The 21,442-nt window shown below is 40.7% G+C and carries 15 protein-coding genes; 11 read left to right on the top strand and 4 right to left on the bottom strand.

The window, feature by feature from the left end; all coding sequences use genetic code 11:
- Positions 1-4: 4 nt before the first annotated feature.
- Together ABVF21_RS05250 and ahlS are read right to left on the bottom strand one after the other, a co-directional pair.
- A complete protein-coding gene (locus ABVF21_RS05250) occupies positions 5-1,207 on the bottom strand; it encodes an iron-containing alcohol dehydrogenase (RefSeq protein WP_371017630.1) in 1,203 nt (400 codons plus the stop codon).
- Between the two features lie 13 nt (positions 1,208-1,220).
- On the bottom strand, positions 1,221-2,066 hold the full coding sequence (gene ahlS / locus ABVF21_RS05245; RefSeq protein WP_194218682.1) for an AhlS family quorum-quenching N-acyl homoserine lactonase: 846 nt from the start codon (positions 2,064-2,066) through the stop codon (positions 1,221-1,223).
- Between the two features lie 364 nt (positions 2,067-2,430).
- On the opposite strand from ahlS, the gene ABVF21_RS05240 reads away from it, so the two are divergent.
- The 3 genes from ABVF21_RS05240 to ABVF21_RS05230 all read left to right on the top strand — a co-directional run bounded on the left by ABVF21_RS05240 (position 2,431) and on the right by ABVF21_RS05230 (position 5,187).
- The gene (locus tag ABVF21_RS05240; RefSeq protein ID WP_303534202.1) at positions 2,431-4,104 is read left to right on the top strand and encodes a sigma 54-interacting transcriptional regulator; all 1,674 of its coding nucleotides are present in this window, start codon (positions 2,431-2,433) and stop codon (positions 4,102-4,104) included.
- Between the two features lie 107 nt (positions 4,105-4,211).
- Positions 4,212-4,829, top strand: coding sequence for a pyroglutamyl-peptidase I (locus ABVF21_RS05235; protein ID WP_303534199.1), 618 nt, complete (start codon positions 4,212-4,214; stop codon positions 4,827-4,829).
- Positions 4,830-4,887: 58 nt separating this feature from the next.
- Positions 4,888-5,187 (top strand): TIGR04104 family putative zinc finger protein, encoded by a 300-nt coding sequence (locus tag ABVF21_RS05230; protein WP_303534196.1) that lies wholly within the window; start codon positions 4,888-4,890, stop codon positions 5,185-5,187.
- Positions 5,188-5,251: 64 nt separating this feature from the next.
- On the opposite strand, the gene ABVF21_RS05225 is transcribed toward ABVF21_RS05230, so the two are convergent.
- Together ABVF21_RS05225 and ABVF21_RS05220 are read right to left on the bottom strand one after the other, a co-directional pair.
- Complete coding sequence (locus ABVF21_RS05225) at positions 5,252-7,090, bottom strand: diguanylate cyclase (protein ID WP_303534191.1); 1,839 nt, start codon at positions 7,088-7,090, stop codon at positions 5,252-5,254.
- 177 nt (positions 7,091-7,267) lie between these two features.
- Positions 7,268-7,858 (bottom strand): DUF5317 domain-containing protein, encoded by a 591-nt coding sequence (locus ABVF21_RS05220; RefSeq protein WP_303534188.1) that lies wholly within the window; start codon positions 7,856-7,858, stop codon positions 7,268-7,270.
- 285 nt (positions 7,859-8,143) lie between these two features.
- Here ABVF21_RS05220 and ABVF21_RS05215 point away from each other — a divergent pair, with 285 nt between their 5' ends.
- The 8 genes from ABVF21_RS05215 (at position 8,144) to ABVF21_RS05180 (ending at position 21,435) form a co-directional block, all read left to right on the top strand.
- Positions 8,144-9,070, top strand: coding sequence for an ROK family protein (locus tag ABVF21_RS05215; protein ID WP_303534185.1), 927 nt, complete (start codon positions 8,144-8,146; stop codon positions 9,068-9,070).
- A gap of 12 nt (positions 9,071-9,082) precedes the next feature.
- Positions 9,083-10,045, top strand: a complete 963-nt coding sequence (gene manA / locus ABVF21_RS05210; protein ID WP_371017629.1) for a mannose-6-phosphate isomerase, class I — start codon at positions 9,083-9,085, stop codon at positions 10,043-10,045.
- Between the two features lie 147 nt (positions 10,046-10,192).
- Positions 10,193-11,929, top strand: a complete 1,737-nt coding sequence (locus ABVF21_RS05205; RefSeq protein WP_371017628.1) for an ABC transporter ATP-binding protein — start codon at positions 10,193-10,195, stop codon at positions 11,927-11,929.
- Complete coding sequence (locus ABVF21_RS05200) at positions 11,904-13,670, top strand: ABC transporter ATP-binding protein (RefSeq protein ID WP_303534176.1); 1,767 nt, start codon at positions 11,904-11,906, stop codon at positions 13,668-13,670. The genes ABVF21_RS05205 and ABVF21_RS05200 overlap by 26 nt, the downstream gene beginning before the upstream one ends.
- A 171-nt stretch (positions 13,671-13,841) precedes the next feature.
- Entirely contained in the window at positions 13,842-17,228 is a 3,387-nt protein-coding gene (locus tag ABVF21_RS05195; RefSeq protein ID WP_303534174.1) for a hypothetical protein, read from the top strand.
- A gap of 214 nt (positions 17,229-17,442) precedes the next feature.
- Positions 17,443-18,441: a sugar-binding protein gene (locus ABVF21_RS05190; protein WP_303534172.1), complete on the top strand. Its 999-nt coding sequence runs from the start codon at positions 17,443-17,445 to the stop codon at positions 18,439-18,441.
- Positions 18,438-19,886 carry a sensor histidine kinase gene (locus ABVF21_RS05185; protein ID WP_371017627.1) on the top strand — a complete coding sequence of 483 codons (1,449 nt, stop codon included), beginning with the start codon at positions 18,438-18,440 and terminating at the stop codon, positions 19,884-19,886. The genes ABVF21_RS05190 and ABVF21_RS05185 overlap by 4 nt, the downstream gene beginning before the upstream one ends.
- Positions 19,879-21,435, top strand: coding sequence for a response regulator (locus ABVF21_RS05180; RefSeq protein ID WP_303534167.1), 1,557 nt, complete (start codon positions 19,879-19,881; stop codon positions 21,433-21,435). Before ABVF21_RS05185 ends, ABVF21_RS05180 begins: the two co-directional genes overlap by 8 nt.
- The last annotated feature ends 7 nt before the right edge of the window (positions 21,436-21,442 follow it).

Here is a 21,442-nt window from a genome sequence, read left to right as displayed (position 1 = left end):
GACTTTATGGATGTTGAATAGTAGTAGGGGATGCTTCAACAATTTCTCCCTTAAATGCTGATTGGTAGATCGCGCGAATATCATCCTCATGAAGAGGGAGAGGGCTTCTTGCAAGCAGTCTTTTTTGTTTCAAACCATCTTCTGTTAAGGACTCAAGGGCGTTAGCTGGAATTTCGAATCCACCAAGAGTACTTGGGATGCCAACGTCTTGAACGAGTCTTTCTAGCATTCGTACGCACTCATACGAGGCTTCTTCTTCTGAAAGGAATTGTGAGTTACCGCCAAGTGCATTCAGAATATCTCCCATTCGTTTCGTACAGCTTTTCCGAATATATCCCATCACGTAAGGAAGAAGAACGGCATTGGAATCACCATGAGCGATATGAAATTGCCCGCCAAGAGGATAGGCAAGAGCATGAACTCCTGCTACGCCAGCATTAAAAAAGGCAAGGCCAGCGATATAGCTTCCGTTACTCATATCGATTCGTGCTTCGCGGTCTTCTCCATCCGAAACAGCACTTCTGATCGAGCGACTAATTAACCTAATTGCTTGGAGAGCGAGGCCATCCGTTGTCGGGCTAGCGTTAATCGAGACATAAGCCTCAATCGCATGGGTAAGCGCATCGACACCGGTTGCTGCGGTCACTTTTGCTGGAACGGAAACGGTTAACTCGGGATCAACGATGGCTGCATCAGCTAGAAGATAGTCGTGTGTGACGACATCTTTTGTGCTTTCGAGTGAAAGAACAGATATATTTGTAACCTCTGACCCGGTACCGGCAGTTGTTGGAATTAATATTTTTGGCAAACCTTTATCGGTTATCTGTCTGCTTCCTGATAAGTTGAGGTAGTCAGAAACAGAACCTTCATGTACTGACAGAACAGCTGTTAATTTCGCGAGATCTAGCGCACTTCCTCCTCCGAGTCCTATAACGAGGTCAAATGCATTTTCTTTCGTATAGTTGACGAGTCTTTCGCCGATGGCAAGCGGTGGCTCTGGCTGTATATCAGTATATATATCGACTGAATATCCGGCCTCTTTTAAAGGAATGCTGACGCGATCTACGATACCGATATCATTTAATACAGGGTCAGTTACGACCAAAATTCGCTTTGTAGCATACTTTTCAACTTCAGGTAAGAGCTGTGCAAGTGATCCCCAACCAGTGTAGCTTAGTGGGGTAAAGACGAGTTTGGAAAAAGTCATTCAGATCCTCCTTTTATTCGTAGTAGCCTTCTGTTGATTTACGGAAATTATTAAACTGGTTTGAGTCATGACCGAACCATACCTGACTATTCGTTTCCTTTGCGAGGCGTCGGATTTTTTCTACTGAAGCTGCGTAACCGAGAGAATCATAGATAATGCCAGGTGGTTTGATCGGTGGTCCAAAACTTTCGGCTGTATAGACGGCATCTGAGGCGAGAATGATTCCACCGGTTTCCGGCATCTGAATATGCAGACCAATCATTCCCCAGGCGTGTCCGCTCCCAAAGTTTAATACTTTAATACCTTCTGCAAGTTGCACATTGTCTTCATTTCGCTTAATGGTTTGCCACTGAAGATTGTTTTTAATCCATGCATCAATATCTCCCCAAATATAGGCGCCTTCTTTCTGATTACGCGCATAGGACTGAAGCGTTCCGTTCAATTCATCTTCATGAACTATAATGGTAGCGTTCGTAAACATTTCAAGACATCCTGCATGGTCAAGATGGAGGTGAGAAGCCACAACGAATTTAATATCTTCAGGACGTACATTCAACTGCTCCAGCCGATTATGAAGGTAGCATTCCTCACTAGCTTTATAGGGGAAAGTTTGCTGTGTCGCTTCTGTCCAACGGCCTTCTGGTCCCATGGAATTTGGATTACAAGCCGTATCAAAAAGGATCTTGCCGGCTGGATGATCGATTAGAACTGTGTAAATAGGGAATTCAACAAATTCAGTTTGGGCATTGGGATTCGTAATCGTAGCGGGATTGTGCATCGCAATCATCCAGTTTTTATCCATACTCATCCGCCCATTATCCATTACGTACAATTTCGGATGTTTGTTAATAATGTTCATTCATATTCCTCCTGTTAAGTTGGTTTTAATTGTGGAAAATTTCATTCAAGGGCTGAGAAGCTAGGCTTTTAAAGCTATGGGGTAGTAAGACCATACAGATGACCTTTGGAATACTTCTTTCTTAAGTAATGGTCCGGAGTGGATGTGTTCAGATATCACAGTTAGCTCTTTCCTTACGACTATTAGTGATGCAAGTTTGGTGCCAACTTTTAAAAGCTGACAACATAGCTTCTTTAGACAAATCATCAATTGTTAGGTGATTTTTTTCACCAGTAGGAAGGGATTTGTCTGAATAGATTGAATGTTAAGTGGTGATGTAGTTCACCATAAGTTGAAAAATATCACCATTAGAGAGGTGGATTTTATGCTGAATATAGCCAAAACAACTGGTTGGGAAGAGGTCTTTTCTTCCTTACACAATGGGGTTGTTATGACAGATCGAGAAGAACGAATTATTTACATGAATGCATCAGCTGAAGACCTCCTTCGTGTACAGCATTGGAAAGGGGCAACTATTCGTGCTTTCGTTCCAAACTCAAGAATCAGCGAAGTACTTGAAAACGAGCATAGTTTAATAGGTGAACGTCTCCAACTGTTTGATCGTGAATGTGTTGTTAATCGAACGCCTCTATATCAGGACGAAGAGCTTATTGGCGTCATTAGTGTCATTCAGGATATTACGGAAGTGAAACACTATCGCGATTTGCTGCGGCAGTTTGAATCAATTATTGAGTTTTCGACAGACGGATTATATGTTGTGGATAAAGAGGGAACGACGATTTACGTTAACTCAGCATATGAAGAAATGACCGGTTTTCCGCGCTCTGAATTAATTGGGCGACATATGAAAGATTTAATGCAAGAAGGGTATATCGATCAGTCCGTTTCTTTGCTTGTACTAAAAGAAAAAGAGCGGGTGTCCATTCTACAAAAAATCGGGGGTAAGAAGGACGTTATCGTGACGGGAAGTCCGGTTTTTGGTGAGAATCATGAGATCGAATTGGTTGTAACAAGCGTAAGAGATATCACACAATTAAACGGTTTGCGCTCTGAGCTTGATCGTGCCAAAACTTTCTCAAAGTTGAATCAAAATAGGTATTCCCTTCAACTGAAAGGGGGAGCTGACAAGGTTGTTTTTCGAAGTAAAGAAATGGGTGTCATTTACGAGAAAGTAAAACAGGTAGCTCCATACCCTACAAGCATATTATTAACTGGAGAATCAGGGGTAGGAAAAGAAGTTGTGGCTAATTTAATTCACTATGAAAGTGATCGAAAGGACAAGCCTTTTATTAAAGTGAACTGTGGAGCTATCCCTGAACATTTATTAGAATCAGAGTTATTCGGTTATGAGTCAGGCGCGTTCACTGGAGCGCGTAAGGAAGGAAAAATCGGTTTGCTCGAATTGGCCCAGGGGGGAACGGTTATGCTTGATGAAGTAGGTGAGATGCCTGTTTCTCTCCAAGTGAAACTTCTCAGGGTTTTACAAGAGAGCGAGTTTTATCGGATTGGTGGAAATAAACCGATTAAACTTGATATTCGGATCATCTCTGCTACAAATAAAAAGTTGTTAGAAGAAATCGAGAAAGGTTCATTTCGCGAAGATTTTTATTACAGGCTTCAAGTTATTGAGATTTCTGTTCCTCCGTTAGCTGATCGTGTCCATGATATTGAAGTATTAGTAGATCATTTCTTTTCTTATTTCTGTTCGAAATATCATATTGAAAAAAGGATGACTAAGGAAACACGTAGCGCCTTGCTTACTTATCGCTGGCCTGGAAACGTTCGAGAACTGAAAAATATGATTGAAAGTCTTGTCGTATCTGTTCCTACCATCTCTATTGAACCGCATCATTTGCCAGTCCATATTACGGATTATCGTATAAAAGGGAGCGAACCACTTTCATTGAAAGAACGAGTAGGAAGTTTTGAAAAGAGAATCATATTAGATGCGATTCAACAACATCCATCACTTCGTTCTGCAGCTAAGGAATTAAGGATTGATCATTCAACGCTTGTGAAGAAAATGAAAAGGTGGTAAAAAACGACTATAATTTGAAGGTTAAACCGGTTTGAAAGAGGTAATAGAAAGATAAGTGTTCAGATTATTTGGAGTGATTTTGTTATTAAGCGAAAGGGGAGAAGAGAATGAGACCGCTATTGTTGACTGGTTTTGAGCCTTTTCTTGAACATCGTCATAATCCAACTGAGCAAATCGTCAAGGAATTGGATGAGGAAGTGATAGGAGGCTATGAAATTATCTCACGTGTTCTTCCTGTTGATTATGAGCGAGCATCAGAAATGCTGATTGAGTATGTTGAACAATGTGAACCGATTGCTGTGATCATGCTTGGCCTTGCCGCTGACCGAACAAAAGTAACGCCTGAGCGAATTGCAATTAATGTGAATGATAGTGTAGAAGATAATGTGGGGCGTGCGCCGGAAGATCAGTCAATCGTGGAAGGTGGACCGGCAGCTTATTTCTCGACGCTCCCTATTAAAAAGATGACTGAGGCACTTGTACAAAATGGTATACCTGCAGAAATATCCAATACAGCTGGAACTTATTTATGTAACAACGTGATGTATAGCGTTTTGTATGCACTTGAACAAAAAGACATCGATATCCCAGCAGGATTCGTTCATGTTCCACCTACATTCGAGATGACGCTCCATCATTCAGCACATACTGGTTTTCCGTTCACTAGCATACGAGACGCCATTAAGATTATGATTCACGCTTTATCGGATTTAGAAGGAGATTAACAGAATTTTGAAACTCGAATGGCGTTGAGTTCGTATAAGTAGTATGGGGGTCATAAAAATGACAACATGTCAGCAATGTCATTCGGAGTGGACGTGGAAAGAATCGTTCCTTATGTTGTTTTCGTTTAAAAAAGCTCTTGTCTGTCCCTATTGTGATAGGGAACAGTATTTATCACGTCGGGCAAGGAATAACTTATCTGTTATTCCAAGTATTGTTGCGCTTCTATGGTTACCAATGATCGCATTCCAATTTCCCATTTCAGTCATTATCCCAATCGAAGTCGTGATGGCGATTGGTACGGTCTTCATTCTTCCATATTTTTTTGAAGTAACTGATCATAATGAGCCGTTATGGTAGCGAAAATAAAATGTGAAGCGTTTCTATCGGAAACAAAAAAGCGAATGCAGCCACATTCGCTTTTTTAAATGCTAATTTTGTTTGGTTGTTCAATTGAATGCTTGTGCAGTGGACTTGAATGAATCACCTCAATAAACTCATGAACAAGTTCGGGATCAAACTGCGTTTCAGCACATTTTTGTAATTCGTCTATCGCTTCACTAATTGACTTTGTTTTTTGATAGGGGCGCTCAGTCGTCATGGCATCAAAAGAATCGATAATTGTTAACATGCGAACAAGTCGAGGGATTTCTTGTCCGCATAATCCGTACGGATAGCCTTTCCCGTCATAACGCTCGTGATGAAGTTCAACGAGTGGAAGAAGATCAGCTAGCTCGCGGTTTGTTGATACAATTTCTCTCCCCCAAATGACATGTTTCTGAACCATCTCCCACTCATCCTTCGTAAGCTTTCCTTTTTTGTTGATAACGTCACGAGGAATCTCAAGCTTTCCAATGTCATGAATGAGTGCTCCCATGACAAGTATTTTCTGATCATTGCTATTCAAGTTAAGCTTGTTGCTGAACTCAATCGCATATTCATAAACTCTTCTGCTATGTTTGTACGTGTACACATCTTTATAAAGAAAGATTTTTAGCTGCTGCTCCAATAATTCCATTTCTTTGTTATTATAAAAGGTTTTAGCAGGTACATTATCAGCGTCAAAAATACAAACGTTGTTCTTTCCTTTAGTCTTGGCATAGTACATCGCTTGATCGGCTTTTTCAAGGACTTCTGAGGAATCGTACATGTCCTGGTTGTATTGGATGATTCCTGCAGAAAACGAGAGACAGCCGTGTGGAAGCACTTCGACTCCTTCGAAATATTGATCATTGATGTCTTTACGAAAGTGATTGATGAATTGATAGGCTTCGAGTTCCGTCTTACCAGGCATTAGCAGTGCAAACTCTTCTCCTCCATAGCGAGCTGCTGTAAACGCGTCGCTCGCACTCTTTTTCAATTCTGCTCCGAAGTGTTTAAGAAGCTTATCTCCTTGAAGGTGCCCGTGCTGATCATTGTATTTCTTGAAGTCATCAAGGTCGATCAAACCGATTGATAGAGGCTGATTTGCTAGTTTTGCTGTTTTAATTTCTTCTTCCAAAAGAGATTTGAAATAGCCATGATTGTATAGTTCTGTTAGATGATCAATGTCCGCTTTTTGGGATACTTCTTGATAGAGCTCAAAATATTGTTTGAAGGAAATGGAGAGTAGCACGGCTACAGTTAGAAATAATAGAACGCCAAGAATAATTTGCTGCTTCATGAGTAGGACAAGATTCAAGGAAAGGATTAACGTGATTAAATAGCTTGAGATGGTTTCCTTTAACATTCCTTTAACAATTTGAAGAAGATTCTCAGTGGCGGTTAAAACAAAGAAAAATCCAATAAATAACACGTTCAGTAGAAAATAAACGCTAAGCGAAAGCATATACGAAGTTACGTTAAAGAATGAAAGTGTTCCGAGAGTTCCACCAAATAGAAAGAAAGCTTCATATGTTCCAATAATCATGATGCTATAAATAGAGAAATTAAATAGATGCTTCCACCAAATAACGCTTTTTTTATAAAGAGCATAGATGATCGAGGTTAATAACAAGATGGTTAGCGCCATATGAATACCAAATACAAATAGGACTGCCAAATAGATCGCCGAATCCATTGATAGGGAATTGCCGCTTGGTGGCAATAGAATTGTATAGTGGTTTAATAGTAAAATTGCCGCTACAAACGTGAAGGCCAGACTCCAGTTAAGAGGTGTATATGTCAAGAAGTACTGAGTGAGAAATAAAGAAATCCCTGTGATAGATGCCAGTGTAATATACACGCTTACAACATTAGTGAATTTCTGAAATATGCCCTTCATGTCTCGATCACTCTCATTTAAATTTAGTTTTTTAGGAGAAGCAATGCCTCTCCATCTTGATTAAACCAATTTAAATCCAGAAGTTAATGCAATAACAGCAGTAGTAATAATAGCGATATTCACAAGGATGCCTGTTAGCTTAATGCCCTCTTTACGTTCCATGAACGTCACCTCCCTTCATATTCCTTTTTGAGGCGCAGGTGATTTGATGAGGTCTTCTGGATGTTTGGACTTAACCATTACGCGCTGGATGAAAACAAAAATACCGATATTCATAATGATGTCGCCAATACTAATGACTTGATCTTTTGGATAAGGATCAGTAATAGGGATGATGTCACCGAGAAACCCAAAGGTAGTACTGTCGGTTAGGACTGCATGTTTTCCATAGAGACCATTTTTGATGGCTTCTGCATATGCGGGATCAAGTATATTTGCCGCTTCAAGTGATACCGGCATTCGTCCTCCATTGATCGCCATTACGATAAAGTTAAGGAGCACTCCTATGAAAAGAAGCATAATGCCGATGTTCATTTTACGATTTAACCAAAGAAAAATGAGTCCTACAATATAAATAAGCATAAAGAGTGGTGCGCTCAGTGTGCCGAGCCAGGCATAGGAAGATTGGAATGTAAAAATACCAATTTCAATAAGAAGCAATAGGGGGAAGATCCAACCTGCTTTAAAGGAAAGATAAGCAAAGCCTTTTAAGCTACCTTTGCGTAAGTACCCGACAAGAATAGATAATAAAATGCCGTCAAAAACCATTCAGTCACCCGATTTGTGTAGTTTTATTAATAGTTTAGCAGAGGTTTGAATGATTAGGAAGAATTTTCTGAAACAATATATTGATTTCCAATCTGTTAGACTAGGTGCGTTAATATTATTGATTTCTCAATGCTTGGATGATTGATATAGCCATCTTATAACTTTGTCTTCATTCTAGTCCTTTCATGATCTAATATTGGAGTTTCTATCGTAATCTCTGTTTCGTTTCTTATAAAGTGAAAATTCGTGATAATATATAGAAAAGAAAGTTTGGGAGGTAGGATGTTGGAAAATGTATATATAGGAGTTGACCTTGGTGGTACAAATCTCCGCGTCGGTCTCGTAGACGAGAGCGGACGAATACTACAAGTAAAACAAATACCTACAGAGGCAAGCTTAGGTTACGAATCGATTATTACTAGAATGGTTGATTTAATAAAAGAAGTGAAAAAAGCGTATTCAGCTGTATCTATTGGGATTGGTTCACCTGGGCCGCTTAATCCTTTTGATGGAGTTGTTGTATCACCGCCTAATCTTCCAGGTTGGCAAGATGTTCCGATTACAGAAATGGTAGAGGAAGCGATTGGTATCCCTACGTATCTTGTGAATGATGCTGACGCTGCTGCTCTTGGTGAAGCATTGTATGGGGGAGGAAAAGGTCGCGAAAGCTCATTTTATATAACTGTAAGTACGGGGATCGGTGGTGGTTACGTTCAAAATAATCGTCTTATTCAAGGCGAGCATGGGTACAGTGCTGAGGTCGGTAATATGATCATTAAGCCTGGAGGTCAAAAGCATGCCAACATGAACGCAGGATCTCTTGAAGCACTTGCTTCTGGGACGTCGATCGCAAGAGAAGGTAAGGCACGACTTGAAATTTCGGGTGGTGCAGAAGAAGTTTTTGAGCTTGCGGAACAAGAAAATGAGGAAGCTGTTGCTATTATTGACGAAGCTATGGATGCACTAGCGATAGGTATTGCGAACATCGTTCATTCTATTGATCCATCTGTTATTATACTGGGCGGTGGCGTGATGCAGGCAAAGGATATAATTCTACCACTTCTTAAAGAAAAAGTAGATTCTTATGTATACGAAGGACTACGTGGGAAAATAGAGATTGAACCAGTACATCTGCATGACAAGGCTGGGATAATTGGTGCCGCAATGCATGGTCGCCAGAATTTTGAAAATGAAAAGTTTAAAGAAAATTAGGGGGCACAAAGTATGTACCAACATGAACCACTTTTTCTAACGCCAGAATTCAAGGACCGTCTTTGGGGCGGCACAAAACTGAGAGATGTATTCGGCTATACGATTCCAACTGAAACGACTGGAGAATGCTGGGGGGTTTCAGCTCATCAGAATGGCCCAAGTGAGGTAAGAAATGGTCCGCTTGCAGGAAAGAAGTTAAATGAAGTTTGGGATAGTCATCGTGAATTGTTCGGGAATGAAGGCGGGGAGCATTTTCCACTTTTGATTAAAATTCTGGATGCCGATCGTGATCTTTCTGTTCAGGTTCATCCTGGTGATACATATGCAAGAGAAGTAGAAGGTGAAGCCTATGGGAAAACCGAGTGCTGGTATATTATTGATTGTGATCCAGGTTCAGAACTGATCTTTGGCCATCATGCACAGTCGAAAGAGTCTTTTGAAGAAATGATTGCAAAGGGTGAATGGGACAGTTTACTACGTCGTGTTCCGATTGAGCCAGGTGAATTTTATTTTGTGCCAAGCGGAACCATTCACGCAATCGGTGCCGGAACGATGATTCTTGAGACTCAGCAAAGCTCTGACACAACTTATCGCGTGTACGACTATGATCGAACAGACGTAAATGGAAACACACGTGAGCTTCATATTGAACGTTCGGTTGATGTATCGACAATTCCGCATGAAGATCCTCCGTTCTCACCTGTCGTAACGGAAGAAGAAGGATTAAACCAGGTTGAGCTTGTATCTTCGGAATATTTCACGGTTTATAAATGGGAACTTGATGGAGAATATTCTCTTTCGCAAGGTCATCCTTATTTACTTGTTAGTGTGCTGAGTGGAGAAGGCATGATTACATCTTCAGAAACCTCTCACTCTGTTAAGCAGGGAGACCATCTAATCATCCCTGCCACAATGAAAGATTGTAAGCTAGAAGGCGATCTTGAAATGATCGTTTCTAAAAGCAATAAAGCATAGTTCTAAGCCAGCTCGAAAGTGAGCTGGCCTTTATTATTTCCGATGAATATTCGTAGTGATTATGAAAAAGCTCATTTTTGTTCGAGGCCCTAAATATCCTGTATAATATAAAAATAAGAAAAAGGATGTAGGATGAGGGAGGATGCCATGCAAAAAGTACTATCCTTTATTAAACCATACAAGGTGGCGGCGATTGTAGCGGCCCTTTTAATGCTTGTTGAATTAGCTGTTGAACTTTGGCTACCGCTATTTATGGCGGATATTATTGATAACGGTATTGTGAAGGAAAACCTTAGTGTCATTACTAAACTGGGGATCTGGATGCTCGTTTTAACGGTTGTCTCATTTATTGCTTCGATCGTTAATACTTACCTTGCTTCATACGTTAGTCAACATTTTGGCTTTGATCTCAGAAAAGCTCTCTTTGAAAAGGTACAGTCTTTCGCTTTTGCTGACTTTAACCGCTTCCCCACTTCATCTCTTTTAACAAGACTAACGAATGATGTGAATCAGGTACAGCTCGTAGTATTTATGGGACTCCGTATTATGGTTCGAGCCCCGCTGCTCGTAGTTGGTGGGGTGATCATGGCCTTTGTTGTCGATGTACACCTCGCCCTTCTTTTAACAGCCGCGATTCCTTTAGTCATTGTCTTTCTTTATTTTGTAATGAAAAAGGGAGTTCCGCTTTTCAGCTCAGTACAGGAAAAACTTGATCGAGTTAATGGCGTGATGAGAGAAAATCTAGTTGGCGTTAGACTCATTAAAGCTTATCTTCGAAGTAAGCATGAGCAACAAAGATTTAAAAATGTGAACGAGAATTTAATGAATCAAACGGTAGCATCTCTTCGCCTGATTGAACTCGCTACGCCGGTACTGTTGATTCTTATGAACGTGGCAATTGTTGCCGTAATCTGGTTTGGCGGAGTGAAAGTGGTCGGTGGGACAGCGCAGGTTGGTGAAATTTCAGCCATCATTACATATGGCACACGGATTACTGTAGCGCTAACTATGTTTTCGTTTATTTTGATGCTTCTTTCACGAGCAAGAGCTTCTGCCTATCGGATGGAGGAAGTGTTGGATACAAATACGTCTTCCAAAGAAACATCAGGTGTTCAGCCATTAGCGTTAGAGAAACTTCAGTTCCACGATGTGAGCTTTCGTTATCCTGATTCAGAGGACGATGTACTGCGAGATATAAATTTCACTGCAGAGAAAGGACAATTTATTGGTGTCATGGGTGCGACTGGTTCAGGTAAGTCATCCATGGTTCAGCTTATTCCAAGATTATATGAACCTGTAGAAGGTCACATTACGTTCAATGGACAGGATGAGACGGATATCGGTATTGATGAATTAAGGAGCCGTATAGGAGTGGTTCCTCAAGAAGTCGTGTTATTTAGCGGCACCATTGCTGAGAATATTCGCTGGGGAAAGGAAGATGCTACCGTAAAAGAAGTTGAAGAAGCGGCTAAAGCAGCCCAAATCCATTCGTTTATTAAGACGCTTCCTAATCAATATGAAACGGTACTTGGACAAAAAGGAATTAACCTTTCCGGAGGGCAGAAACAGCGTTTATCGATTGCGCGTGCCCTTATCCGTAATCCGGAAATCCTTATTCTTGACGACAGTACAAGCGCACTTGATCTAAAAACAGAAGCTGAGTTACAAAAAGCGTTAAGGCATCGTGAAAGCATGATTTTATTAATTGCTCAGAAAATCAGTTCAATTAAAGAGGCGGATAAAATTATTTTGCTTGAAGATGGCGCAATTATTGGAGAAGGGACTCACGAGCAACTTCTTCGGAGCAATGACGTTTATCGTGAGATTTATGTCTCTCAGTACGGAGAGGAGGCGTCCAATGGGCTCAAAAAACAAACCCTCTAAGAAACAAGCGAGAAAGCGACCGGATGATTTGAGGGGAACCGTTGCACGCATCTGGCGCTATTTATCGATGCAAAAAGGATTGCTTTTCGTCGTCATTGTGATGGTTCTTTTTAGTTCAGGATTTAGCCTTCTTGGGCCTTATCTAACGAGCATTGCAATTGATGAATATCTTGTACCAGCCGATTTAAATGGATTACTGCTCATTCTCGGACTATTAGTCGGGGTGTACGTATTACAGTCTGCCGCTACTTTTCTCCAAAACTACTGGATGATTGGGATTGCACAAGAAACGGTTTATCGAATGCGGAAAGATCTATTTCATCACCTGCATCGTTTGCCGATTCCATTCTTCGATAAGAAGACGCACGGAGAGCTAATGAGCCGATTAACAAATGACATAGAAAATGTCAGTCGAACATTAAATAGTTCTGTGATCCAGATCTTTTCAAGTGTGCTCACTCTTGTTGGTACGGTAGGGTTAATGTTGTGGTTAAGTCCGCTATTAACGCTGATTACGTTCACCATCATTCCTCTTATGTTTCTCGGAATGAAGTGGATCACGAACCGGACTGGGCATTATTTTAAAGAACAGCAGCGTAATCTTGGTGAGATGAACAGTGTTATTGAAGAAACCCTCTCTGGGCAGCAAATTATCAAATCATTTTCTCAAGAACAGCGCGTGCTAAAGCAGTTAGATCAAAAAAATGAAGCGCTACGCACGTCCGGATTCTGGGCGATGACCTATTCTGGTTTTATACCGAAATTGATGAACGTGTTAAATAACTTAAGCTTTTTACTCATAGCAGCGGCAGGGGGCTGGCTGTCACTTAAAGGAATGGTTTCGATCGGTGTGATTGTAGCCTTTATTCAATACTCTCGACTTTTCACCAGACCTCTAAACGATCTTGCGAATCAGTTTAATACGATACTATCCGCGGTTGCAGGTGCTGAGCGTGTTTTTACTATTTTGGATGAGAAAGAAGAGCGTCCGGATGAAGAAAATGCAGTAGCACTGAAACAGGTAAGGGGAAAAGTGGCGTTTCGAAATGTTTCATTTGGCTATGATAAAGAAGGTTCGACGCTTACGAATCTTTCTTTTGAAGCGAAGCCAGGTGAATCGATTGCGATTATTGGGCCAACTGGTGCAGGAAAAACGACCATCGTAAACTTGTTGATGCGCTTTTATGAACTGAATGGTGGCACGATTGAAGTGGATAATCATGATGTTACGAAAGTGACAAGAGAAAGCTTGCGACAAAACATGGGATTCGTTCTTCAGGACACGTTTCTTTTCAACGGAACGGTTCGCGAAAACATCCGCTACGGGAGACTCGATGCAAGTGATGAAGAAGTAGAAAAAGCAGCGCAGGTCGCTAATGCTCATACGTTTATTTCTAGGTTATCAGAAGGATATGATACTGTATTGAACCAGGATGGAGGGGGAATTAGTCATGGTCAAAGACAGCTTCTCTCCATCGCAAGAGCGGTGCTTGCCGATCCAGCGATTTTAATTCTCGATGAAGCCACGAGTAGCATTGACACACGAACTGAAATTCAAATCCAAAAAGCACTCTGGGCGTTAATGGAAGGTAGAACGAGCTTCATTATCGCGCATCGCCTGAATACCATTCAACGAGCAGATCAAATTATCGCCCTCGATCATGGTGAAATCATTGAAAAGGGCACACATGAAGAATTGTTAGAGCAGAAAGGTTATTTGTGGGGGCAGGTCGGTACCTGACCCCCCTCAAAGACAAAACAAGCGATTGTCCACCATACATGGACAATCGCTTTGTTTTGTGAATAAACAGAAAAATGGAAGGAATCATATTGCAAGGAAGAAAGGAGTATGAGTAAACTAAGAGCAAGAAACAAATTAGGAAAATGTTGTTAATCATTGGAGGTGTGAAAAATGAATGAGGAAGAGAGGGAAAAAGCATTTCAATCTGAGCTGCAAAAGCTCAGGGTGAAAGATTACATATCAGAGCAGACATACGGTACTGTTTCGAACGCGTATCAAAAAATGATGGACGACGCTATAGAAGCGGAGGAAAAGCATGAGGAAGTTATTGTCGCACGAGAAATAGTTCCAACTAAGTCAGAGGCGCCAAACCCCATCAAAGAAAAGAAAGTGAAATCAACACAGGAGCTTAGAGATCGAAATTTAACATGGATTTTGGTTATTGGTGTGGTGTTCTTGTTACTTGGTGCGCTTGTACTTGCCACTAGTACGTGGGATGTGATGACATCGATCATGAAGACCGCGCTCATTGGCGGAATTGCGGCTGTGTTCTTTGGGATTAGCTGGCTCAGTGGACATAAGCTTCGCATTGAGAAGACCGCCTTCTCCTTTTTAGTTCTCGGAAGCCTATTTCTGCCTATCGTTGTATTTTCAGCAGGTTATTTTCAACTATTTGGAGATTGGTTATCTGTGAGAGGCGATGGGAATGAAGTGCTTGGTCTTATTGGTGTTTTGGTTTGTTTGCCTCTCTATTTCCTGCAAGCAAATCGGCAACAATCACGTTTATTTGTTTGGTTTTCTTTTGTGACGTTAAGCATCGGTGCGGCCTTTTTTATCCAGGTATTCAACCCGCAAGTAGATCTCTTTTATCTTGGAATCGTGATCTTTAATGGACTGTTGCTCCTAATCTATGCTCGAACAAAAAATATGAAGAGTTTCGCTCTTTTTACGAAAGAACTTCCTATCTATGCGCAGGCGAATCTCATTCTCTCAACGCTGCTCTTACTGTTCTTTTATGAAAGTGACGTTTTTTATAGTTTTAATGTGATCGTGACGGCTTTTCTTTATCTTTCTATGATTTTTATCGGAAAACAAAAGGAATATCATTTTGTCTTTACGTTCTTACTTGTGTATGGCATTTATCAGCTAATTGAGCACTCGTTCCTTGAATCCGCGGACGTTATGTTATACGCACTTGTCGGCTTTATTTTCATTGGCTTACAGTCGGTGGATCGTCTTCAAAATCCATATATGAGAAAAGCATTTCAACTGACAAGTGGTGCTGTGTCACTATGTGCGTTCTTTTTTATCACATACAAAGGCTTGATTTTGCGCTTTGATAATCCGTCCTGGCTGCTTGTGATTGGTTACTTGCTCATTAGTCTTAATTATATATATCTTGCGAATCTATCACGCTATCGAATTTTTGGTTTTTTGGCTCCACTATTTCTAGCTGCAGCAGGACTGTATACGATAAGTTTACTTTATACGAATCCATCGGTTGAAACAGTGATGCTTCATTTGTTTTTTACTGGCGTAACGATATATGTGGGTGGCTATTATTTGAATACATGGAGCGTGACAAAAAGAATTCAAACTGGATCGCTCTTCGTTTCTTTTGGTCCTATGATGCTCTCCCTATTGCTTGGTCTTCTTAGCGAGCTATGGTGGCTAGAAAGTATTCTATTATTCATGCTAGGAATTGTTCATCTATCGATCTATCAAAAAGGGAAGTGGAAATGGCTTCGTCAAACGGGAGCGTTACTGCATTCTATTTCATGGGGAACTGCGCTGTTGGCGCTTTATCCTCTATTAGCGAGAAATGATTTTTATGAAGATAGTTTGGGTGCGCCCTTCCATACGGCGATTGCAGCGCTACTCATTATCGGTACTCATTTTATTTGGCAAAAAAGGAATGTAAAAGACCTGGAGGAAATGGTATTTTGGACTGGTGTCAGCTTCTATGGATTGGCATTGCTCCTCTTGTTCGGCGCGACGGTAGAGGAATTATTTGTTCGCTCGGGACTATTGGTAGGAGCTATTGGCATACTCTACCTGATCTTTAAGCGCACAGAGGAAGAGACGTTATGGCCAGTGATCAGTTTATTTACTTTGGTTGCATATCTTTCTATTGCGGAAGCATTTCCTATTCAAGGAGTGTTTCAGTGGATCATCGGGGCGGTTCTGCTGATCTTGATCGCTGACACGCTTGGAAAAAAAGACGTTGTTATCCAGCGTAGTTATTTCTTTTTAGGACATGTCTATTTGCCGATCGCTCTTATTTATACCATTTTAGAGCAGGGGAATGAGCCAGTCTTACATATCGTTGGCCTTTTCGTTTATGCTTATTCCGTTCTAACAAGGAAAATCGAATGGGAGGTTCGTACGTTTCTTTATGCAGGTTTTACCGTTCTTCCTTTTCTCTACATGGCGTTAGTTGATACTTTTGATTTAGACGGTGAGGCATACACGTATATAGGGTTTGCATCAAGTATTATTATGTTTGCGCTTTGGTTTTTCCTTGGTGGAAGGTGGAAGGAGAGGATTAAGTGGTATGCGGTTCCATTTGCTATCTTAGGATTTCTTCCTTTTATAACCGAATACAGTGAAATCAGTTCTCTGCCTTTTAGTGTTGGTCTACTCTATGCGATTCTGCTGCTTTACTTGATTCACCAATCTGATTGGCAGATCATCACGATTATCCCTCTCCTATTCGTTCAAACGCTGGTATTTCTTCTCCCCGTTGAGACAATGGAGATGCGAACGCTTCTTTTTGTAGGAGTGGCAGTAGGGATGTTAGCTGCAGGCTTCCTTATTCATATAAGGCTCTATTCCTTTAGAGTAAAGCAACTGAAGGAAAAGTATATTGATTGGTACTCCGTAACAGCTCTTTTAACAGTACTTAATCTTTATCAAGAGCTTACATTCGACTCTTTCTGGGCTGATGAGTTACGAGCACTGTTTATCTTTGTTTTTTTCGCACTTCAAGTAAGGAGAGTGCCGACTGGTTTGGCAGCAAAAGTAATGAAAAGCATTACTGCCCTGTCATTATTAGTCCCTTATTACACGCTCCTTCATCACATTGAAATCAATAAGTATATCGTGACAGAAGTTTATGTATTGCCATGGATTGCGTTAACGATTTATTTATCAAAGCGTACGTGGAATCAAAGCAAGCAAATCATGAGTTTCATAGAATGGAGCATTCTTTCAATCGTAGCAGCAGTTCTTGTAGGTGATGCTTTGATGAGTAATACAATATATGATGCGATCATAGCTGGTGGGTTATCCCTTGGTTCCGTGCTTGCAGGTTTTTACTATCGCATTAAATCATACTTTGTCATCGGATGTAGCGTTCTTCTTTTGAACCTTCTTCTGCAAACGCGACCTTATTGGGGGAATATGCCATGGTGGGCCTACCTATTAATCGCAGGAGCTACACTCATTACTGTTGCAAGTTTCTACGAATGGCAGAAGCAAAATAAAGATAAAGAAGGAAATACATTACTTCAGTTAAAAAAACAACAGTTTATGGAAAAGTGGAAGCAATGGCGTTAATGAACAAAAGCTGTTTCTATCAACGTGTTTTAGAACCGTTTATAGAGGCAGTTTTTTGTTTTGCTGCAAATCTTATATGAAAAACAAGTTGATTCTATGTAGCTACTACGATATATAATGACGTAAAGATAAGAGAGTCTCGTGAGCGAGGACAAGTGTCTTTTGAGAGGGTCAGGTACGTACCTGACCCCCATCAAAAAAAGGAGGTTGAGCGATGGCACGCTGGATTTACGTTGTTGGCGGTTTTTTAGTGATTTTGTCATTTTCTTTTTTTATCCTCTATTCTGTAAGGGCTTTCAATATTACGCCTGATCGCCCTTCAGCCTCTTATACAGCACCGGATTATCGTTTCGTTCTTGTAACGGAAGAGATCGATAACGATTATTGGCGACTTGTGGAGAAAGGAGCGCGAGAAGCGGCTACAAAGTACAATGTTTCACTTGAATACACAGGGCCAAAACAAGCGAACCTTGAAGAGCATATCAAAACGATTGAGATGGCAGCGGCATCAAAATCTGATGGCATTATGGCACAGGGGTTAAATCAAGACGTATCCGCGACAATTATCAATCGTGTCACAGAGAAAGGAATTCCTTTTCTCACAGTGGACACAGATGCTCCTGATAGCAAGCGTGTGGCATATGTAGGCACAGATAATTATTATGCTGGATTTCTCGCAGGTCAGGCGCTTCTTAAAGATACAATTGACGAAGTAAAGATTGGGATTATTACGGGAAGGTTTGATTCGGCGAATCAAAAGCTTCGCGTAGAAGGGTTTAAAGATGCTATTAAGAATAGCGATCGCGTCGATGTTGTTGCGATCGATGCCTCACAAATTACGCGAATACAAGCAGCGGAGAAAACGTACGAAATGATAAAAGCACATCCTGAAATCAATGCTTTTTATGGGACGAGCGCTCTTGATGCGATTGGTATCGTGCAGGTTCTTGAAAGCATCGGGATGACCGACCAGGTTTATGTTATTGGTTTTGATGTGCTTCCTGAGACGATACAGCTACTTAAAGATGGAAAGTTAGAAGCAACAGTTGAACAAAAGCCATATGAGATGGGATATAACGCGGTGGAATTAATGATACAAATTATCGAAGGAAAGGATGTTTCAACGTATCATCATACGAAGACAGAAGTATTGAGAAAAAAAGATTTAAAGCAACTAGAAAGAACGACGCCGGGAGGGATTAAACTACCATGAAAATCCAGGGCAAATTTATTCTCTTTTTTACCATGCTCGTCATTTTAATGAATGGTGTCGCTTTCTATTTGTTTCATAGCAGTCAACGGACAATTGATGATTACCATACGAGCTTTGAACGCTTTATCGTGCTGAACCAGATATCACAGCAAACAAATAAAGTGTATGAGGCGATGAATACCTTTCTAACAGAACGGACACAGAAAGAATTAGAAGCATACGCCATGGAGCGAAAGATTCTCTCTGAAGAAAAAGATGAGCTTCTTAACTCGGTAAAAAATGAAGCGAACGATCAAACCGTCACGAATTATGAAAATATGATCGAAAGCTTCCTGCTAGAATGTGATATTACAGTACAAGCTTTTCAGCGACAGGATATTAATCAATATTCAGGTCATTTAAATGAAGCTGCCCAAATCTCAGCATTTATCCAAGAAACAACGTTAACATTAATTAATTCTGAGCTAACGGATTATCGCATGTTTTACAACCAGATGGAGGAAAAGAGTACGTATTTGCAGTGGATGGGCATATCATTATTCGTTTCGATGATTTTATTTAGTTTGTTGATGGCATTTTGGTTCTCGAGAGGTATCACAAGGCCCATACACGAGCTTGCAGCAGCAGCTAAGAAGCTATCAAAAGGGGACTTTACTGCGAATAGAGTAGTTGTGAGATCTAGAAATGAGCTACAGCTACTAGCGGATACTTTTTATCGCATGCAGGAGAACATCCGAGGATTAATTAAAGAGATAAAACAGAAATCAGAGTTAGATCAGCTGTTGAAAGAAATGGAGCTCAAAAGTCTTCAAAGTCAGATCAACCCACATTTTCTTTTTAATACGTTAAATACGATTTCGAGACGTGCCTATATCGAAGGCGCGGATCAAACGAGTGAGCTCATTGAATCTGTGGCCGCTCTTCTTCGTTACAATCTAGGAAATTTAGCGAAAGATGTCACATTAAAAGAAGAACTGAATATTGTTCGAGAATATTTCTTTATCCAGCAGTCACGATTTGGTGAAAGGGTTACGTTTAACATAGTGGCAGACGAAGAGATTCTTGATTGCATGATTCCTGTCTTAACGCTTCAGCCGATCGTGGAAAATGCGTTTATACATGGAGTGGAGTCGTATGAAGAAGGGGGAGAAATCGTCATTCGGGTCTATTCTGATCAAAATGATGTTGTTGTGGAGGTGGCAGATAATGGTGTTGGAATTGAAAAAGCAAGACTAACACAGCTTCTCTTCAATGACCGACGATCGATTTCTGAGAAGAGACAAGGACATTCGACGGGGCTTGGCATGCAAAATGTGAAAAAAAGAATTGAATTATACTATCAGGAAACAGGCACGATGACGGTGGAATCCACAAAAGGTTCAGGTACGACCGTTCGTCTGAATTTACCTTATACGAAGATGAGAGGAGATGAACAGCTTGCTTAGGATTATGGTTGTAGATGACGAGCAGTTAGAGCGTGAAGCGGTCGAATTGATGATTAAAAGAGAATATGGAGATCACGTCACCATTCAGAAAGCGAAAAATGGACGAGAAGCCATTGAATTAGCCGAAAAGTTTCAGCCCGAGATTGTCTTTATGGATATTAAAATGCCAGGTATCGATGGGGTAGAAGCAGTGAAAACGATAAAGAGAAATCAACCCGAAATAAAATTTATCATGCTATCCGCGTTCGATACGTTTGACTATGCCCGCGAAGTGATGAAGCAGGGAGTGAAAGAGTATTTACTAAAGCCAGGGGGAAAGCAAGAGATCTTCTCCGCCATTACGCGTATCTCAGCCGAAATTGAAAATGAACGAGTAGAAGCCGAGAAGCAAGATCATGTACAAGCACAGCTTACAAAAGCTGTTCATCTTCTAGAAGGAGAGTGGATGAACGCGATCCTAATGGATCATGTCACTGAGTTTAGTCCTTCAGAGTGGAGTGAGCTGTTAGGCTTTCAGACGACAGTTGGGTATGCGGTTATCTTTAAATTTCCTGAGGAAAGAAAAGCGATCGTCAATGAAATGGTTCAGTGGGTAAAAGGAAAAATGAAATCCAACATGCCTGGTGAGGCGATGATTGGAGTGAGGGATGATAGGTATTTACCCTGTTTTCTTTTTAGTGAAGATCTTCTGGAGAAGGATAAACGATTAAAAGCGAAGTTACAGCCTACGTTAAGACAACTTCTTCATGAATTTTATCAGGATTTCCAAGAGGTCGTATGTATCGGCGTTGGGAGACCTTATCAGGAAGCGGATCAATTTGTTGAATCTTATCGCGAAGCACTTCATGCGGTAAATACACTAGACTTTCAACGAGAGGTCACATATGCCTTTTATCAAGAAAGTAAGACTCCTAACGTACCGCGCCAGAGCGGAACTCAGGAGCAGGAGTCTATCGTGATCAACGCCATTAACAATGGTGATTTCACAAAAGCGATGCAAGAACTTGAAGTGTATCTTGGTATGATTTCAGGTGAACAGCCTGCTATATTTGTTCAAAAGGTGAACGAGCTCTTTCTTGTTGCAGAACGAATTTTACAAAATAACGGAATTTTCTTAACCTCCTACAAGTACATTCAAGCGGAAAGCGAGAATGAGGCGAGAAATCTAGCCAGAGCAAAGCTTCGGAAATTGAATGAGAGTGTGCAAACATGGCGTTCTCTTCATGGAGGAGATCGTCTTGAACAGGTGAAGCAATATATTCACACACATTTTCATGAGCAGCTAACACTTGAAGAAGCAGCTGATCATGTTGATCTTAGTCCTTATTATGTAAGCAAATTATTTAAAGACAAAAGTGGTATGACGTTTATTGATTATGTTACAGAAGTTAGAATTACAGCAGCGAAAAGAGAAATGCTTGATCCTTCAAAGAGCCTGAAAGAAATTTGTTTCAATGTTGGTTATAAGGACCCTAATTATTTTAGTCGAGTGTTTAAACGAAAAGCAGGTTTTTCACCATCTCAGTACCGTGAACAATTGCACGTATGACAAAAAA

Origin of the sequence: Pseudalkalibacillus sp. JSM 102089 (assembly GCF_041366475.1) — a bacterium.
Taxonomy (GTDB): Bacteria; Bacillota; Bacilli; order Bacillales; family Guptibacillaceae; genus Guptibacillus; species Guptibacillus hwajinpoensis_B.
The sequence above is the reverse complement of the archived record's forward strand: the minus strand, read 5'-3'. Positions and strand labels throughout refer to the sequence as shown.

What these genes read in the sequence shown, in the direction of transcription:
- ABVF21_RS05205 (WP_371017628.1), top strand. Translation starts at nt 10,193, where the DNA reads ATGCAAAAAGTACTATCCTTTATTAAACCATACAAGGTGGCGGCGATT.
- ABVF21_RS05190 (WP_303534172.1), top strand. Translation starts at nt 17,443, where the DNA reads ATGGCACGCTGGATTTACGTTGTTGGCGGTTTTTTAGTGATTTTGTCA.
- ABVF21_RS05200 (WP_303534176.1), top strand. Translation starts at nt 11,904, where the DNA reads ATGGGCTCAAAAAACAAACCCTCTAAGAAACAAGCGAGAAAGCGACCG.
- manA (WP_371017629.1), top strand. Translation starts at nt 9,083, where the DNA reads ATGTACCAACATGAACCACTTTTTCTAACGCCAGAATTCAAGGACCGT.
- ABVF21_RS05225 (WP_303534191.1), bottom strand. Translation starts at nt 7,090, where the DNA reads ATGAAGGGCATATTTCAGAAATTCACTAATGTTGTAAGCGTGTATATT.
- ABVF21_RS05240 (WP_303534202.1), top strand. Translation starts at nt 2,431, where the DNA reads ATGCTGAATATAGCCAAAACAACTGGTTGGGAAGAGGTCTTTTCTTCC.
- ahlS (WP_194218682.1), bottom strand. Translation starts at nt 2,066, where the DNA reads ATGAACATTATTAACAAACATCCGAAATTGTACGTAATGGATAATGGG.
- ABVF21_RS05230 (WP_303534196.1), top strand. Translation starts at nt 4,888, where the DNA reads ATGACAACATGTCAGCAATGTCATTCGGAGTGGACGTGGAAAGAATCG.
- ABVF21_RS05235 (WP_303534199.1), top strand. Translation starts at nt 4,212, where the DNA reads ATGAGACCGCTATTGTTGACTGGTTTTGAGCCTTTTCTTGAACATCGT.
- ABVF21_RS05185 (WP_371017627.1), top strand. Translation starts at nt 18,438, where the DNA reads ATGAAAATCCAGGGCAAATTTATTCTCTTTTTTACCATGCTCGTCATT.
- ABVF21_RS05220 (WP_303534188.1), bottom strand. Translation starts at nt 7,858, where the DNA reads ATGGTTTTTGACGGCATTTTATTATCTATTCTTGTCGGGTACTTACGC.
- ABVF21_RS05250 (WP_371017630.1), bottom strand. Translation starts at nt 1,207, where the DNA reads ATGACTTTTTCCAAACTCGTCTTTACCCCACTAAGCTACACTGGTTGG.
- ABVF21_RS05195 (WP_303534174.1), top strand. Translation starts at nt 13,842, where the DNA reads ATGAATGAGGAAGAGAGGGAAAAAGCATTTCAATCTGAGCTGCAAAAG.